A 15984-nucleotide genomic window follows, 5' to 3' on the forward strand; every position below is an offset into this window, starting at 1 on the left:
TAATCCATTACAAACTTTGATACAAATAAAATTATTTACTGCTACTCGATCAGAAAATCATCGCTGGGAGTTCCCATGAAACAATTCGGTATCTTAGAGAAATCGCTGGTAATCACATAGTAATAAGTACCTTCAGGGTATTCAGGAGTTACCCCATACCTGCCATTACATTCATCCAGGTCTCCGCTGCCTTCAATATATTCGAAATCCTGAATGTAGGTAGCGTCGTAATCTCCATCCGGAGCGCTTGTGCCATCGCCGCCTCTAGAACCTGATTTCAAACTATAACTAGATATCAGTTCTTGGATGCCGCTTGTTTGATCTTCGGCATCTACATAACCATATTTATAATAGACAGGGAATCCATCTGCTGCCCATCCATAAATTTTGGAGTGCTTGGAACCATCCTCATCGGTAGCTAATCCAGTAATATCGCCGTGGTAATGATATTTACCCCCGCTGGTTACATGACCGCCATACTCATCTAAATCGGTATCACCTTCATCGGTTACTTTTGCCTGCCATTCCCAGTTTTCTTCTCCAGTATCAGGGTTTGTCCATGGTTGAAGACCCATTGGATTGAACCCTAATCCATTAACCGCAAAACCAAATCTATAAAAGTTTTTTAGTCTCTTGTTAGGACCTGTAGTCTCATCGTAGATGTAGGTTATGTCGCCTGAGAGTGAGGGGGTAAGATCCACTTGAGATGATTGTTCCGTAGCAGTGACATCAGCATTTGGAAAGTTCCCAGTATCATGATTGGGCAGTTGGTTGCTTTCAATGGTTCTTAAATCACTACTTTCATCCATTGTCAAGCAAATTTGGCTTTCATCTTCACTATTATAAGAACAACTAGTTGTACTAGTGCTTGATACTGGTTGCGAGTTATCATAAACACCGTCGCTTGAGTATGGATAAGCTTTAAAGTAATAAGTCGCATCCTGTGCTAATAATGTTATCGTAAATTCGTCAGGAGAGCTTCCATCAAAAATTACTTGTGAATCAGTTCCTCGATAGGAGGTACTGGTTTGATAGGTTTCTCCATCAGTTAAATCATCGAAATTATCTTCGTGATTGATTAAGAGCACATAACCTTCAACATCACTAAGAGTATTCCAGGAATCAATAGTAATACTGTTTCCATCGGTACCGGAAAATGTAATAGTTATAGGATCTTCGTCAGCTTCATCGTTATCCAAAATGGTAATCGTTACATCAGTTTCAGAACCAAGAGAAATATCATCAGGTAGATTACTTTCATCGATCTCGAGTATGATGGTTTCTGAATCTTCAATATCACTATCATCGATGATGCTCACATCAAAGGTAGTACTGGATTCATCTTCATTAATAGTAACAGTCCCGCTAAGTGCTGTAAAGTCGGAACCACTTGTAGCTGTACCGCTCACGGTGTAAGGAATTTGAAGAGAACCCCCAGAAATATTAGACGCGCTAAGTTCTACGGTAACGGTAATACTTGCATCACCTTCAGTTACACTAGTAGTACTTGCTGTAATCGTAGCATTAGCACTGAATATGTCATTATCACTGATCGTAATTGTGAGTTCACTCTCTGTGCCCAGGCTTACGCCATCAGGTAGATTACTCTCATCGATCTCGAGTATGATGGTTTCTGAATCTTCAATATCACTGTCATCGATGATGCTTACATCAAAGGTAGCACTGGATTCATCTTCATCAATCGAAACAGTTCCGCTAAGTGCTGTAAAATCGGAACCACTTGTAGCTGTACCGCTTACGGTGTAAGGAATTTGAAGAGAACCGCCAGAAGTATTTGATTCACTTAGTTCTACAGTAATTGTGACATTACCATCTCCTTCACTAAGCGCAGTAATAGATGATAAAATTTCTACTTCTGCACTAAATGGTTCTTCATCGTTATCCTGAATAGTAATTGTAACTTCGCGTTCTGTACCCAGACTTACGCCTTCAGGAAGATTCATTCCAATTATTCTTAACGTGATAGTTTCTGAACCTTCAATATCACTGTCATCGATAATGCTTATATCAAAGGTAGCACTGGATTCATTCTCATCAATAGTTACGGTTCCGCTAAGTGCTGTAAAGTCGGAACCACTTGTAGCTGTACCGCTTACAGAGTAAGAGATATCAAGTGAGCCCCCGGAAATATTTAAAGCACTTAATTGTACGGTAATTGTAATGTCATCATCTCCCTCTGTTAATTCAGTAGAAGAAGCACTAATTGTAACACTGGCATCAAATGTAGTATCGTCTTCGTCATTATCGAGAATCGTAACGGTTACCTCTGACTCTGATCCAACACTAATACCGTTAGGTAAATTGTTTTCAGTTAGTGTTAAAATTATTGTTTCTGAGTTCTCCATGTCATCGTCATCAATAACGCTGATCTCAAAAGAAGCACTGGTTTCGTTTTGTGAAATTATGACGGAACCATTTAACGTGGTAAAATCAGTACCACTTGTTGCGCTACCTTCTATTGTATACGGGATTTCGAGGGCAGTATCAGAAGTGTTTTGCTCGCTTAACTCAATGGTGATCGTGATATTTTCATCGCCCTCGGTTAATTCAGTAGAAGAAGCTTCAATAACAACACTTGCCATAAAGATTTCTTCATCATTGTCCTGAATTGTAATTGTGATTTCACTTTCAGATCCCAGGCTAACACTATCGGGGAGGTTAGCTTCATCTAAAGTTATTGTTAGGGATTCCGAGTTTTCTACCTCATCATCATCAATTATTTCTAACTGGAAAGAAGCACTGGATTCATTTTCCGGAATGGATACTGATCCGCTGAGTTCACTAAAATCGGAGCCGCTTGTAGCATCTCCTGAAACCAGGTAAGGTATTTGCAGCGAATTTCCTGAAGTATTAACTGAACTAAGCTCGACTGTGATTGTAATGTCATCACCGCCTTCCGTTAATTCAATAGAAGAAGATGCAATTATTGCCTCAGCACTAAACCCAGCTTCATCATTATCCAGAATAGTTATAGTAAATTCTGTGTCAGACCCTAGTGTTATTTCATCAGGTAAATCATCCTCATCTAATGAGATGATGATTGTTTCTTCTTCCTCAACCTCTTCGTCATCAATGATTACAATTTCAAATGTAGCAGTAGACTCATTACCTGAAATAGTAGCTATACCACTTAGTTGTGTATAATCCTCACCATTGGTTGCAGTACCGGAGATTGAGTATGGTATCCTTAGAGTAGCACCAGAAGTGTTTTGAGTACTCAAGTCTACGGTCACAATCAGTGTATCACCTTCTGATACTTGTGCAGAGGAAGCATTGATTTCTACGTTGGCACTGAATATATCTTCACTACTACCAGCATTGTCTTTACAAACCAAAAAGAGAAGAGAGAAGATGCAAAGAATGGCGAGAAAGGAGGCGTATCTAAACTTCATAGAAACTGATTTATTTAAGTATAGAATTGTATAGAAATTTATTTCTATACAATTCTATAAAATTCGAGTCTAAATGACTAACAGCGAGGAAGGTATTATCCATCTTGTAGTTGTTTTGTCGACCTTCCCAATCAATGTTGACCGATCATGGATATATGAGGAAGCAGTAGTTTAAATCAAATCTATGTTGGAATTTTTAAGGGGAAATAGCTGAACCAAAAAACTTAAAGCTATTTTGTGTCAAGTTGCCGCCTAATCATCAAGCTTCTGAACATAAGTAAACCCATCTCACCAGTAAGATCATATAAAGCATCAAAATATATTTCCGCTTCCGAATAATTTTTCTCCATTAAATGCGTGAAGCCGAGAAAACTAATTGCACTAGTGTTCGTTGAATCGAGTTCTAAAGCTTTATTAAAGTCACTTATTGCTTTTTCTGTTTCACCTAATAATAGAAATAGACTCCCTCTCTGCGTGAAGGTTTGAGTATACCCTAGATCATTATCAATTAATTCAGTAAATACAGGGATTCTTTTAATGGCCATTGCGGAATCCATTGGAACAAGTTCCTTAATGTAATCGGTATTATCTACTACAGAATCTATATACTCGTAAAAGGATGTGCATTCAAAAATTAGTCTCTCAGTTAAATTTTTGAGTTTTCCGATAACCCATTCGTCGATAAATTCATCAAGAAATTGTAAATCTGTTATTGATGTAAGAGTAGTATCGATATTATAATCTTCTATTATCTGAGCAAATATTTCAATTTCATTGTCTTGAAATATACTTGAGGAAGTCCCAAGACATAGTTCCAGGTTAACTTGTCCGGTTAAATTGTTGGTAAAGCAGTTACATGACTCATTGAAAAGCGTATCATCTAAGTTTTGGGAGTACAGATTCATAAAGCCCAAATATGACCAACAAAAAATCAGAAAGAGTGTTTTATTGGACTTTACACTCATTATTAAATGCTTGCTAAAATCCCATTCAATGTCTCACTTGGGCGCATAGCCTTATCAGCCAGGTCACGATCGATTCTGTAATAGCCATCAACATCAACCGGAGAACCTTGTGCTCCAATTAATTCTTCGTTGATGGTAGCTTCATTCTCAGCCATAGATGAAGCAATAGCTGCAAAGCGTTCTCTTAATCCTGCATCTTCGTCCTGGTTAGCTAAAGCCTCAGCCCAGTACATCGCCAGATAGAAATGACTTCCGCGGTTATCAATTTGGCCAAGTCGTCGAGCAGGGGACTTGTTTTCCTGTAGAAATTTAGAAGTAGCGTCATCTAAGGTACTTCCAAGAATTTTAGCTGCCCCATTATCAAAGACTTTTCCTAAATGCTCCAGAGAAACGGCGAGGGCCAGGAATTCTCCTAAAGAATCCCAGCGAAGGTAATTCTCTTTCTCGAACTGTTGAACATGTTTTGGAGCTGAACCACCAGCTCCGGTTTCAAATAAACCACCTCCATTCATAAGAGGAACAATGGAAAGCATTTTGGCACTGGTTCCCAATTCAAGAATAGGGAAGAGGTCAGTTAGATAATCTCGTAATACATTTCCGGTAACTGAGATGGTGTCTTTTCCTTCTTTAATTCTTTCAAGAGAGAATTCAGTGGCTTCAACCGGGCTCATGATGTGTAATTCCAATCCATCGGTATCATGATCCTTTAAGTAAGTATTTACCTTTTTAATGAGCTCGGCATCATGTGCCCGGGTTTTATCCAGCCAGAAAACAGCAGGAGCGCCGGTGTCTTTTGCTCTATTTACTGCAAGTTTAACCCAATCCTGAACAGGAGCATCTTTAACCTGGCATGCTCTCCAGATATCACCTTTTTCTACATCATGCTCCATAAGTACATTTCCAGCTTCATCAATTACACGAACTGATCCAGCTGATTCGATTTCAAAGGTTTTGTCGTGAGAACCATATTCCTCAGCCTTTTGAGCCATTAATCCCACATTGGGAACAGAACCCATGGTAGTAGGATCAAAAGCACCATGCTTCTGGCAAAAGTCGATTACAGCCTGGTACACGCCTGCGTAACTACTATCCGGGATTACCGCTTTGGTATCTTGAGTATCTCCATCTTTATTCCACATACATCCCGAAGTTCTGATCATAGCAGGCATCGAAGCGTCAATGATTACATCACTTGGTACATGTAGGTTGGTAATTCCTCTATCAGAATTAACCATGGCCAAATCAGGGCCATTTTCAAAACAAGCCCGGATATCTGCTTCGATCTCAGATTTTTTGTCGGCAGGGAGCTCTTCAATTCTGGCTAACAGGTCTCCAAAACCATTGCTTACATCTACACCTAGTTCATCAAAAGTATGGCCGTGTTTTCCGAATAAATCGGCAAAATATGCTCGTACCCCATGGCCAAAAATGATAGGGTCAGAAACTTTCATCATGGTTGCTTTCATATGAAGAGAGAAGAGGACACCTTTATCTTTGGCATCTTTAACCTGTTCCCCAAGGAATTCTACAAGAGCACTTTTACTCATCTTGGAGCTATCCATGATTTCTCCAGCCTGAAGTGTAATCCCATCCTTTAATACAGTAATTCCATTTCCAACCTGACCTCTAAATTCGATTCGAATGGTAGTTGCTTTATCAGCCGTAACCGATTGCTCATTGGATCGGAAATCTCCTTCACTCATTGTTGATACATGGGACTTTGAGTCAGAACTCCAGGCTCCCATTGAATGAGGATTATTTCGGGCATATTCTTTTACAGCTTTAGGAGCCCTTCGATCGGAATTTCCTTCTCTTAGAACTGGGTTAACAGCGCTTCCTTTAACCTTGTCATATTTAGCTTTGATGTTTTTTTCTTCATCACTTTTTGGTTCCTCAGGGTAATCAGGGAGTGTATAACCTTTAGCCTGTAATTCTTTAATAGTGGCCACTAATTGAGGAATAGAAGCGCTAATATTCGGAAGCTTGATAATATTGGCTTCTGGTTGCTTTGCAAGCTCACCTAGTTCAGCCAGGGCATCTGATTCCTTTTGATCATCAGTCAGGTATTCAGGAAAATTTGCAATCACACGTCCGGCAAGCGAAATGTCCCTTGTTTCTACAACAACTCCTGCTGCTTTTGTAAAGGCCTCAATAATGGGGAGAAATGAATGAGTAGCTAAAGCGGGTGCTTCGTCAGTGTAGGTATAAATGATCTTGGCGTTATCGTTGGACATACGTGCTCTGAATGATGAATTCCAGTTAAAATTTTGGGTTTGGAAACTACGAAAAAGGGAGCAATTAAGAATGGTTCAATTGTCAATTAATGTTGAGGTGCGGGATTATAAAATTGAATCATTCTTAATTGATAATTGATCATTATATTCATGCACGAATGGCGGAACACCTCCGTTTCTGATATTAAAGGTTAACGAACCCGTAAAGCCATGTTAAGACCCATGTTTGGCTATCGGCCAAAAATTAAAAAATTCGACTTACCATTTAGGTACCACGATCCGGAAAAGGAGGAGAGAGAAAACAACCGGAGAAAACGCCGAATAAAATTCCAAACACATAACCGTGTTAAACCGAAGCAGCATATTCGAGTACTGGGGTTGGCTCTGTTTTTAGCTTTGGTAGTATATATAATCTCACTTTTAGGCAACGTTTAATTGAGCACTACTCAAGAGCACACTTCAATAATACATCAACTCCCCCCTGAAATAAGTAATAAAATTGCTGCAGGTGAGGTCATCCAACGCCCGGCCTCCGTTGTTAAAGAATTACTTGATAACGCTATTGATGCGGGGGCAGATCAGATTAAAATAATTATTGAAAACTCTGGTCGAACACTTGTTCAGGTGATAGATAATGGGTGTGGGATGAGTGATGAAGACCTGCCTTTGTGTTTTGAGCGACACGCCACTTCAAAAATTAATTCTGTTGATGATCTGTTCAAGATTAAGACTATGGGCTTTCGGGGTGAGGCTATGGCCTCTATTGCTTCTGTAGCTCAAATTTTGGTTAAAACTAAAAGGGCAGAGGATGAAAACGGATGGGAAATGGAGCTATGGGGTGGGGAACAAAGAGCAATAAAACCTACAGCCACAGATAACGGTACTTCTGTTTCAGTAAGAAATCTTTTTTTCAATGTTCCGGCACGTCGACAATTTTTGAAGACAGATGTAACCGAACTGAGGCATATGCTAAGGTCGGTTCAATATGCTGCTTTAGCCAATACTCAGATAGCTTTTGAGGTTATAGCCGATGGAGAAACGATTTATAATTTGCCTACTCAGGAACTTAATGAAAGAATTGCTCTGATATTCGGTAGAACGTATAAAGCCAGTCTTATCGAGTTTAAAGAGGAAACTAGTTATGTAAAAATTCACGGGTACGCCTCGGATCCAAAACTTGCTAAGAAAAGCAGAGGAGAGCAGTTCCTGTTTGTAAATGGTCGCCCGTTCCAGCATCGTTATTTGACCCATGTGATTTTGAGCTTATATGATGCATGGACAAGGAATAACGAATACCCTTTTTACACTCTTTTTTTTGATATCGACCCATCTAAAATTGATGTAAATGTCCATCCTGCTAAAATGGAAATTAAGTTCGAGGATGAGAAGAGTATCATTCAACTCGCCAAATCAGTAGTAAACAGGGCATTGAATAATCACTTTCAGGTGCCCTCTATTGATCGAAGCGATGACATATTTCTATCCTCTGAGACATCAGCAAAAAGTTTCGATGCTGGTTTTTCGTTCGACTTACCTGCTTCACAAAAAAGTTCGTCGAGTAAAGGAGGAGAATTTCATATTCCATCAAGGATCAATACTTCATCTATTAGAGGTAGAGGAGATGAGATTTCAAGGGAGTTGTATCAACGGGAAACAGATGCCTCTAAGCTAAATACAGAAGCTGAACCCTTTGAGTTAAAAGAACAGCCAGATGCTCTTGAAAGAAGCTTTTGGCAGCTTCATAATTCATATATCATCACGCAAACACGAACTGGTTTGTGTATGATTGACCAGCACCTTGCTCATAAGAGAATCATATTTGAAAAAGCACTAAGTGCTACCGAATCTGCTTTGCCTAGTACACAGCAATTGCTATTTGCTCAAACAATGGAGTTATCTGCTTCTGATTTTATTCTATTGAAAGAGCTACTTCCAATCATATCGCAAATGGGTTTTTCAGTCCAGTTGATGAGTGGTAATACAGCGATGATTAATGGAGTACCTGCTGATATTGAGATTGGTAATGAGCAGGAAGTCTTAATTGCTATGCTGCATGAATACCAGGAGCTGGGTCAAAAAATCAATCTGGAAGCTCGAGACAGATTGGCTATTTCATTTGCTGCAAAAGCAGCTATACCCAGAGGAAAGAAATTGACCGAACTGGAAATGGAATCTATGGTAGACCAACTCTTCGCTTGTGAGCAGCCTTATCTTGATCCTTTAAAAAAACCGACAATCGTGTATCTTTCGCTCGATGAAATTCAATCACGGTTTCGTTAATGGTTATTTGTTAATTGAGTTGTTTTACGAATAACAATTAACCATTAACGAAAACCAAAATTTTAAAAGCTGGCGGTTATGGGAACCGTTCAAAATGTTCATATGGAATCTGCACGATGACGATACTTGCCATTGAGCCTTTTTATAGTGGTTCTCATAAAGCTTTTTTAAAAGGCCTGGCTAAGCATTCTAAGCATAATATCATCCCTATTAAGCTTAACTACAAAGGATGGAAATGGCGAATGCATGGGGATTCAGTTACACTCGCTCAACTGACCAATCAGGTTGAGGAAGAGATAGATTTATTGCTTGCTAGCAGTATGACCAATTTGCCGGCTTTTCTTGCTTTAAATAATCCCAGGTTTGCTCATACGCCAAAGATCATGTACATGCATGAAAACCTGTTTACTCGGCCCATCCCAACTGGAGAAGCTAGGGATATGACTTACTGCTACATTAATTACCTGAGCATGCTGGTTGCTGATAAACTTATTTTCTCATCCCAGTTTCATTTAGATGATTTAATCGAAGCTTTACCAGACTTCCTTGATAATTTTCCCGATGATAAGCACTATAACACTGCAGATCAGATCAAAGAAAAAAGTGTAGTCATGCATCCCGGGTTAGACCTTAAATACTTTGATGAACAGCCCGATTTGCGTAGTAAGAATGAGCGTCCTGTTATAGTTTGGAATCAGCGGTGGCAGTTCGATAGAAACCCAGCCATGTTTTTCCGTGTGCTAAATCGGTTAAATGATATTGATCTTAAGTTCGATCTAATCTTAGCGGGGGACAGCAAACACGAAAAACCAGAGGAATTTCAAAAAGCCTGGAAACGATTTGGTCAGCAAATCACACATTTCGGTTATGTAGACGATAAAGAGGCGTATAGCAAACTGCTTCATTCCGGTGACATCGTGGTATCCACAGCAACGTATGAGTTTTTCTGTGTATCTATAATGGAAGCAGTGTATTGCGGGTGTCATCCATTAGTTCCCAAAACATTGCACTATCCTGAACTTATCCCTGATTCACTGCATAATCCCTTACTTCATGCTCCAGTACTTTATGAAAATGAAGATGAGCTGTTCCTACATCTAAAGAATTTACTCACTGGTGTTACCAAGCCACTTCCAAAACCTACTCTTCAAAACATTAATAAACACCTTGAGTGGAGTAGGCAGTACAAAAAGTTTGATGCCTTGTTTGAAGAGCTGGTCTCATAATTTTGTACTTATACCATTTTTTTTGACGGTCATCCCGGACAATCCGATGACAGGAGGGTGTGATGCGGGATGACCATAGAAAGAAAGCTAAGTCGATTAATATACCTACATCGCTGGATACACGTAGTTAGCTTCGAAACTCAGAGGAATTCCAATCCACCAGTAGATAAGCAAGAAGATGGTCCATGCAATTCCGAAAATAATGGAGTAAGGAAGCATCATAGAAATAAGTGTTCCTATCCCGGTATTCTTCACATATCGTTGACAGAAAACTACAACCAGTGGGAAATAAGGAAGAAGTGGGGTAATAATATTAGAAACAGAGTCTCCAACTCTGTATGCAGCCTGAGTTAAATCAGGAGAAATACCCAGTTGCATAAGCATAGGTACAAAAATAGGAGCAATAAGGGCCCATTTTGCAGAAGCTGATCCTACCAGTAAGTTTACTAATGCACTCAAAATGATAATCCCAACAATAGTAATCTGACCAGGCAGAGCCAGAGATTGAAGGAATTGAGCTCCTTTTAAGGCTACCAATAATCCAATATTAGATGTCGCGAATGCATCAATAAAAAGTGCACAGAAAAAAGCCATTACAATATAGTATCCCATACTTTGCATCGATTTGGACATGTTGTCTATCATGTCTTTCGACTTTTTATACTTACCCGAAGCAAAACCGTACACGACACCAGGGATCAATAACAGTACAAAAATCAGGGGAACAATCGCCTGCATTAGCGGAGCATTAAATGAGGTGAGACTTAGTTTATCAGGATCGATCATATCAGGGCCGCGTAAAGCAGAATCTGCTGGAATTGCCCAGACAATTAAGCCAACGATTCCAAGTATCATAGCCCCAAAACCCATCCAGAAAGCGCGACTTTCTTTATCGCTCACATCTTCCATATGAGGCATTCCATCTTCATCTCCATCAACCTCTGTTCCAGTTAAACGTGGTTCTACAATTTTGTCCGTTACATACCATCCCACCAAAATGATTAACACAGAGGAAAGTGCTGTGAAATAGAAGTTATTGAGTGGGTTCAGGTTAATCTCAGGGTCAAGAATCTGAGCCGCTTCTAGAGTAAAGCTCATGATAAGAGGATCAATGGCTGAAGGGATGAAATTAGCTGAGAAACCTCCTGAAACTCCTGCAAAAGCAGCGGCGATTCCAGCTAATGGATGTCGACCTGCGGCGTAAAAAATTACTCCACCCAATGGGATTACAAGCACGTATCCTGCATCTGCAGCGGTATGACTTACAATACCGATTAGGATCAACATGGGTGTGATCAACATTTTTGGAGTCGAATTAAGGAGTTTCTTCAAACCCGCATCAATCCAGCCTGAGTTTTCAGCGACTCCAACACCAAGCATTGCGACGAGTACAATTCCAAGAGGAGCGAATCCTGTGAAGGTTCCCACCATGGTTGCCAGAAAATTAGCCAATGCAGGCCCGGTCAATAAGTTGTTCACGTTTAAAGGATCTCCAGTTCGAGGATGAACCTCACCAAAATCAATAGGAGCAAGGATAGCCGAAAGAATCCAGACAATCGCCATTAAATAAAAGAAGAGTATTGCCGGATCAGGGAGCTTATTTCCTGATTTTTCAATGCCATTTAGAAAACGATTAAATAAAGAATTAGAAGCTGGAGTAGTACTCATTTGGAAAGATTAAATTAGTGACGCGCTAAAATAAGCGGTTTAGGGGATTAGACAAGTGTTTTTTCAAAGTGAACTCTTGAACCCCGGCTTAATTGCCCCAGAGCTTTTCAAGAAAAGAATAAAGTAATACGCCACCAGCTACTGATACATTTAAAGAATGTTTTTTCCCAAACTGTGGGATAGATACGAATTGGTCGATAAAAGGAATTGCATCGTCATCAATACCAGTGACTTCGTTTCCCATTACTAAACAAAGCTTATCATGGTTGTCAGGGGAGAATTCGGGGAGGGAGATGCTCTCATCCATTTGTTCCAGTCCGATGATTACATATCCATCTTTTTTTAGGCTATCAGTCAATTCCTCAAAGCTTCCCCAAACAGACCATGGCACAAATTCCTCAGCTCCAATGGCTGTTTTTGATATTTCTGGTCTGGGTGGATGCGGGGTATAACCGGAGAGCATAAGTTCAGAAACTCCAAACGCATCACAAGAGCGAAAGAGTGAGCCCACATTATGAAGGCTTCTGATGTTATGTAATACAACTTTAATCGTTCTCATTTTTGGAGGAGCTTCCTGAGAAAGATTTTCTTCCAATATTTGTTGGGTACTAAGCTTTTTAGGCATGCCTTAAAGATAGGTATTCTTAGTAAGATCACTTAAGCAGAAATAACGAGTTTCAATCAGTGCTAAATACACCTATACTTGCGCACTATTTTTATGCAAAAAGAACCAAGAAAAGCCGCTCTTACATTCATCTTTGTCACAGTCCTTATTGATGTAACAGGGCTTGGTATTATTATCCCCGTAATTCCACAGTTAATCATGGAGCTAACCGGTGAAGGGCTTAGTAAAGCTGCTTTGTATGGGGGATGGTTAATGTTCTGCTACGCATTTATGCAATTCGCCTGTGCCCCAATTATTGGAGCTTTAAGCGATCGTTTTGGTAGAAGACCAGTGCTGTTACTTTCATTAGCAGGTTTTGGAATCGATTATGTAATTACAGGTTTTGCACCATCCATTTATTGGCTATTTGGTGCAAGGATAGTAGCTGGGATCACAGGGGCCAGTATAACTACGGCAAATGCTTATATCGCAGATATTTCAACACCGGAAAAAAGAGCTCAAAATTTTGGTTTAATAGGTGCTGCCTTTGGGTTAGGATTCATCATAGGTCCGGTTATTGGAGGCTTATTAGGTGAGCTGGGATCGAGGATTCCGTTTTTTGCAGCAGCTGGTTTAGCCTTCGTTAATTGTTTGTATGGTTATTTCATACTTCCGGAATCATTGCCAAAAGAAAAAAGACGGCCATTTGAATGGAAAAGAGCCAATCCTCTAGGTTCGTTGCAACAAATAAGAAAATTCCCAGCTATTTCAGGACTAGTAGGGGTATTCTTTCTTCTCTATATGTCTCATCATGCCACTCAAAGCACCTGGACTTACTTTACAATGGAAAAATTTGGTTGGGATGAGGCAATGGTTGGTTTATCATTGGGAATAGTTGGGATTTCAGTAGCGATAGTCCAAGGCGGGTTAACCAGGATTGTAATCCCCAAAATAGGGGAGGTTAACTCGGTATATGTGGGTTTAATGTTCTCTACCTTAGGTTTTTTAGCATTCGCTTTTTCTCCATCCGGCATTGCACTTTTAGCATTTATTTTTCCTTTTGCATTAGGAGGATTTGCTGGCCCTGCTTTGCAAGGGATTATCTCAAACGAAGTAGAGGATAATCAGCAAGGGGAAGTACAAGGATCATTAACAAGCTTGATAAGCTTTACCGCAATTATAGGCCCACCTTTTATGACAGGACTATTTGGCTATTTCACAAGTGAGCGCGCTCCTGTGGATTTACCAGGTGCGGCTTTTGTTGCCGGTTCAGCACTTACCTTCATGGCCCTGTTGTTTGCTATCTTTATTTTTAGGAAAAATGAAAGTGAAATGGTTTAGCCATTTAGAGTAGAAAAACACCCCCGATAACCTTATTTTCAAAATGTCAAGAAAAGCACTCCGCGAAGGGCGGGATGCTTTTTTTATTTTTTGAAACGGAAGAAACTGAATTGAAATGAGTAACATCCAATATTTATCACAAGAAGGCTATGACAAGCTGGATGCTGAATTAAAAGATTTGAAAACCCGTGGCCGTAGAGAAATAGCTGATGATATAGCTGAAGCCAGAGCTAAGGGAGATTTGAGTGAAAATGCCGAATACGATGCAGCGAAAGAAGCTCAGGGTCATATGGAAACCCGAATTACCCAATTAGAAGATATACTTGCTAATGCACGTATCCTTGATGCAAAAGACCTGGATTTAAGTCAGGTTAGGGTTCTTACCAAGGTTACCATCTTAAACAAGAAGATGAACAAAGAAATGGCTTATACTCTTGTGTCGGCTAATGAAGCAGATTTTGCAAAAGGAAAAATATCCGTTGATTCTCCGATTGGTAAGGGTTTGCTAGGCAAGAAGGTAGGGGATGTAGCTGAGATTGAGGTTCCAGCTGGTAAATTAGAGTTAGAGATCAAGAAAATAGAGATCTGATATTGGTTTATGAAGAAGCTAATTGATGTGTATCCTTATCGAATGAATGAAGGAACTCCTGAGTTTTTGATTTTTCTTCGTTCTTCAAAAAAGATATATGCACATCAATGGCGGATGGTCGGGGGAAAGGTTAGAGAAGGAGAAACGTATTGGAAAGCGGCCCTTCGTGAACTAACAGAAGAGACATCATTGAGCCCCATTCTATTTTGGACTATTCCTTCAATAAACTCTTTCTACGAAGCCAGTTCTGACCAAATACATCAAATCCCTGCTTTTGCTGCTGAATTATCCATAGAAGCTGATCCTGTACTTGATCGGGAACATTCGGAGTTTAAATGGGTACGCTCTTCCGAAGTTGATAATTACATTTGCTGGCCCGAGCAAAAGAGATTGATCAAACTTACCCATGAGTTAGTTGTAAACGATCAAATTTTACCAGAGTGGCAAATTTCCGCTTAATACCGATCTTACTTCTATTTATCACCATAGGGAGCTCATCTGTATTTGCTCAGAACGATCCATATAAATTCTCATTCGCTCCTGATCTTTGGTACAACGATGTAGATGGAATTAGGCTTGGCTTAAGGACCTTCGGAGAAGTTCAGGGTTCATTTAAAGACGGCCCTCATCGACTTGATGCTGGGATTTGGGTAAGCACCTGGATACCGGTATTACCAGTTTCCTATTATTTGTCTTTTACAGAACCAATACCTGCAATTACTGACTTTAATAATGAAGGAAGTATACAGATAGTAACGAGTGTTCGAACAGGGTACGCTCAACATCGTTTACAGTTTAATAAACGCTGGCAACCTGGGTTCGATGAATATGATTATCAAGAGTTGGCCATTTATTTCTCTCAAAGTAAAATGTTTGATTCCGAATACAGGCCTTTCGAACAAATTTGGCAGAATGATTGGACTTCGATCGCAGGCATAGTCTTATTAAAAAGCTTCAACACCGAAAAAACTAGGTTTGAAGCCACTTTAGATGTAAAGCAAAACCTGAATACAGAATCAGGTTCTTTTTCGGTAGCTACCCTTGAATTGATCCAAAAAATAGAACTGAATAGCGGTTTTAAATTGAGGCTAAGAAGTTTTACGGGTGTTGGCAGTGATAACACTTTACCAGAATATCAATTCTTTAGCAGTTTAGACTCCCCAGCAAACTGGTTAAACAATGGTATTTCCAGAGCTAAAGGAACTATACCACAACCATGGTTAAATGCAGGAAGTTTTCATGTAGGAGGTAGTGCAAACTTAAGGGGGTATCTAAATCAGGATATTGATGCCCTATCAGAAAACCTGAATCCTATGTTTACTTCGATTATTTCTGGCAATCTGGAGCTTGAGTTTCCTAATCCATTGGGAAAAGCTTTATCAAATGTGCCATATGTTGGAGACGTATCTGAACTCAGAAGCTATTCTTTCCTGGATATAGGTAAAGGTGGGTTTGTAAATACTAACGATGGTAATGAAACAGATGTAATAGCTGATGCTGGTATTGGTCTTCAATTATCTTTAAATATTCCTGACTATTTAGGTAAAGATCGTGGTATTTTTATTCGGTATGAAGTTCCATTCTGGCTATCAGAAGTAGGAGTGGGAGATTCCAATTTTTCATTTCGTCAATTAATAGGCGTGGGAGCCATTTTTGCATTCTAA

General features: G+C 39.7%; 12 protein-coding genes. 7 read left to right on the forward strand and 5 right to left on the reverse strand.

Annotated features, from left to right (window positions below):
- Positions 1-41: 41 nt before the first annotated feature.
- The 3 genes from ED557_00555 to ED557_00565 form a co-directional block, all read right to left on the reverse strand.
- Positions 42-3413 carry a YHYH protein gene (locus tag ED557_00555; GenBank protein ID RNC85300.1) on the reverse strand — a complete coding sequence of 1124 codons (3372 nt, stop codon included), beginning with the start codon at positions 3411-3413 and terminating at the stop codon, positions 42-44.
- A gap of 230 nt (positions 3414-3643) precedes the next feature.
- A complete protein-coding gene (locus ED557_00560) occupies positions 3644-4378 on the reverse strand; it encodes a hypothetical protein (GenBank protein ID RNC85301.1) in 735 nt (244 codons plus the stop codon).
- 2 nt (positions 4379-4380) lie between these two features.
- A complete protein-coding gene (locus ED557_00565) occupies positions 4381-6612 on the reverse strand; it encodes an NADP-dependent isocitrate dehydrogenase (protein RNC85302.1) in 2232 nt (743 codons plus the stop codon).
- A 222-nt stretch (positions 6613-6834) separates the two neighbouring features.
- Here ED557_00565 and ED557_00570 point away from each other — a divergent pair, with 222 nt between their 5' ends.
- From ED557_00570 to ED557_00580, 3 genes are all read left to right on the forward strand, one after another.
- Positions 6835-7047, forward strand: coding sequence for a hypothetical protein (locus ED557_00570; GenBank protein ID RNC86125.1), 213 nt, complete (start codon positions 6835-6837; stop codon positions 7045-7047).
- Positions 7048-8892: a DNA mismatch repair endonuclease MutL gene (mutL, locus tag ED557_00575; protein ID RNC85303.1), complete on the forward strand. Its 1845-nt coding sequence runs from the start codon at positions 7048-7050 to the stop codon at positions 8890-8892. It begins immediately after the preceding gene.
- 116 nt (positions 8893-9008) lie between these two features.
- Positions 9009-10118, forward strand: coding sequence for a DUF3524 domain-containing protein (locus ED557_00580; protein ID RNC85304.1), 1110 nt, complete (start codon positions 9009-9011; stop codon positions 10116-10118).
- 105 nt (positions 10119-10223) lie between these two features.
- Here the strand turns inward: ED557_00580 and ED557_00585 are convergent, their stop codons facing one another.
- Both ED557_00585 and ED557_00590 read right to left on the reverse strand, forming a co-directional pair.
- Positions 10224-11786: an AbgT family transporter gene (locus ED557_00585; protein ID RNC85305.1), complete on the reverse strand. Its 1563-nt coding sequence runs from the start codon at positions 11784-11786 to the stop codon at positions 10224-10226.
- A gap of 88 nt (positions 11787-11874) precedes the next feature.
- Positions 11875-12411, reverse strand: coding sequence for a TrmH family RNA methyltransferase (locus tag ED557_00590; protein RNC85306.1), 537 nt, complete (start codon positions 12409-12411; stop codon positions 11875-11877).
- Between the two features lie 93 nt (positions 12412-12504).
- Here ED557_00590 and ED557_00595 point away from each other — a divergent pair, with 93 nt between their 5' ends.
- The 4 genes from ED557_00595 (at position 12505) to ED557_00610 (ending at position 15984) form a co-directional block, all read left to right on the forward strand.
- The gene (locus ED557_00595) at positions 12505-13731 is read left to right on the forward strand and encodes an MFS transporter (GenBank protein RNC85307.1); all 1227 of its coding nucleotides are present in this window, start codon (positions 12505-12507) and stop codon (positions 13729-13731) included.
- Positions 13732-13846: 115 nt separating this feature from the next.
- Positions 13847-14320: a transcription elongation factor GreA gene (gene greA, locus ED557_00600; protein ID RNC85308.1), complete on the forward strand. Its 474-nt coding sequence runs from the start codon at positions 13847-13849 to the stop codon at positions 14318-14320.
- Positions 14321-14329: 9 nt separating this feature from the next.
- Entirely contained in the window at positions 14330-14779 is a 450-nt protein-coding gene (locus tag ED557_00605; protein ID RNC85309.1) for an NUDIX domain-containing protein, read from the forward strand.
- Positions 14761-15984 (forward strand): hypothetical protein, encoded by a 1224-nt coding sequence (locus ED557_00610; GenBank protein RNC85310.1) that lies wholly within the window; start codon positions 14761-14763, stop codon positions 15982-15984. The genes ED557_00605 and ED557_00610 overlap by 19 nt, the downstream gene beginning before the upstream one ends.

Origin of the sequence: Balneola sp. (genome assembly GCA_003712055.1) — a bacterium.
Classification (GTDB): Bacteria; Bacteroidota; Rhodothermia; order Balneolales; family Balneolaceae; genus RHLJ01.

Bases quoted from the DNA above. Each gene is read 5' to 3' on its own strand.
- ED557_00560 (RNC85301.1), bottom strand. From the start codon at position 4,378: ATGAGTGTAAAGTCCAATAAAACACTCTTTCTGATTTTTTGTTGGTCA.
- ED557_00565 (RNC85302.1), bottom strand. From the start codon at position 6,612: ATGTCCAACGATAACGCCAAGATCATTTATACCTACACTGACGAAGCA.
- ED557_00585 (RNC85305.1), bottom strand. From the start codon at position 11,786: ATGAGTACTACTCCAGCTTCTAATTCTTTATTTAATCGTTTTCTAAAT.
- greA (RNC85308.1), top strand. From the start codon at position 13,847: ATGAGTAACATCCAATATTTATCACAAGAAGGCTATGACAAGCTGGAT.
- ED557_00570 (RNC86125.1), top strand. From the start codon at position 6,835: ATGTTTGGCTATCGGCCAAAAATTAAAAAATTCGACTTACCATTTAGG.
- ED557_00605 (RNC85309.1), top strand. From the start codon at position 14,330: ATGAAGAAGCTAATTGATGTGTATCCTTATCGAATGAATGAAGGAACT.
- ED557_00555 (RNC85300.1), bottom strand. From the start codon at position 3,413: ATGAAGTTTAGATACGCCTCCTTTCTCGCCATTCTTTGCATCTTCTCT.
- ED557_00580 (RNC85304.1), top strand. From the start codon at position 9,009: ATGACGATACTTGCCATTGAGCCTTTTTATAGTGGTTCTCATAAAGCT.
- ED557_00590 (RNC85306.1), bottom strand. From the start codon at position 12,411: ATGCCTAAAAAGCTTAGTACCCAACAAATATTGGAAGAAAATCTTTCT.
- ED557_00595 (RNC85307.1), top strand. From the start codon at position 12,505: ATGCAAAAAGAACCAAGAAAAGCCGCTCTTACATTCATCTTTGTCACA.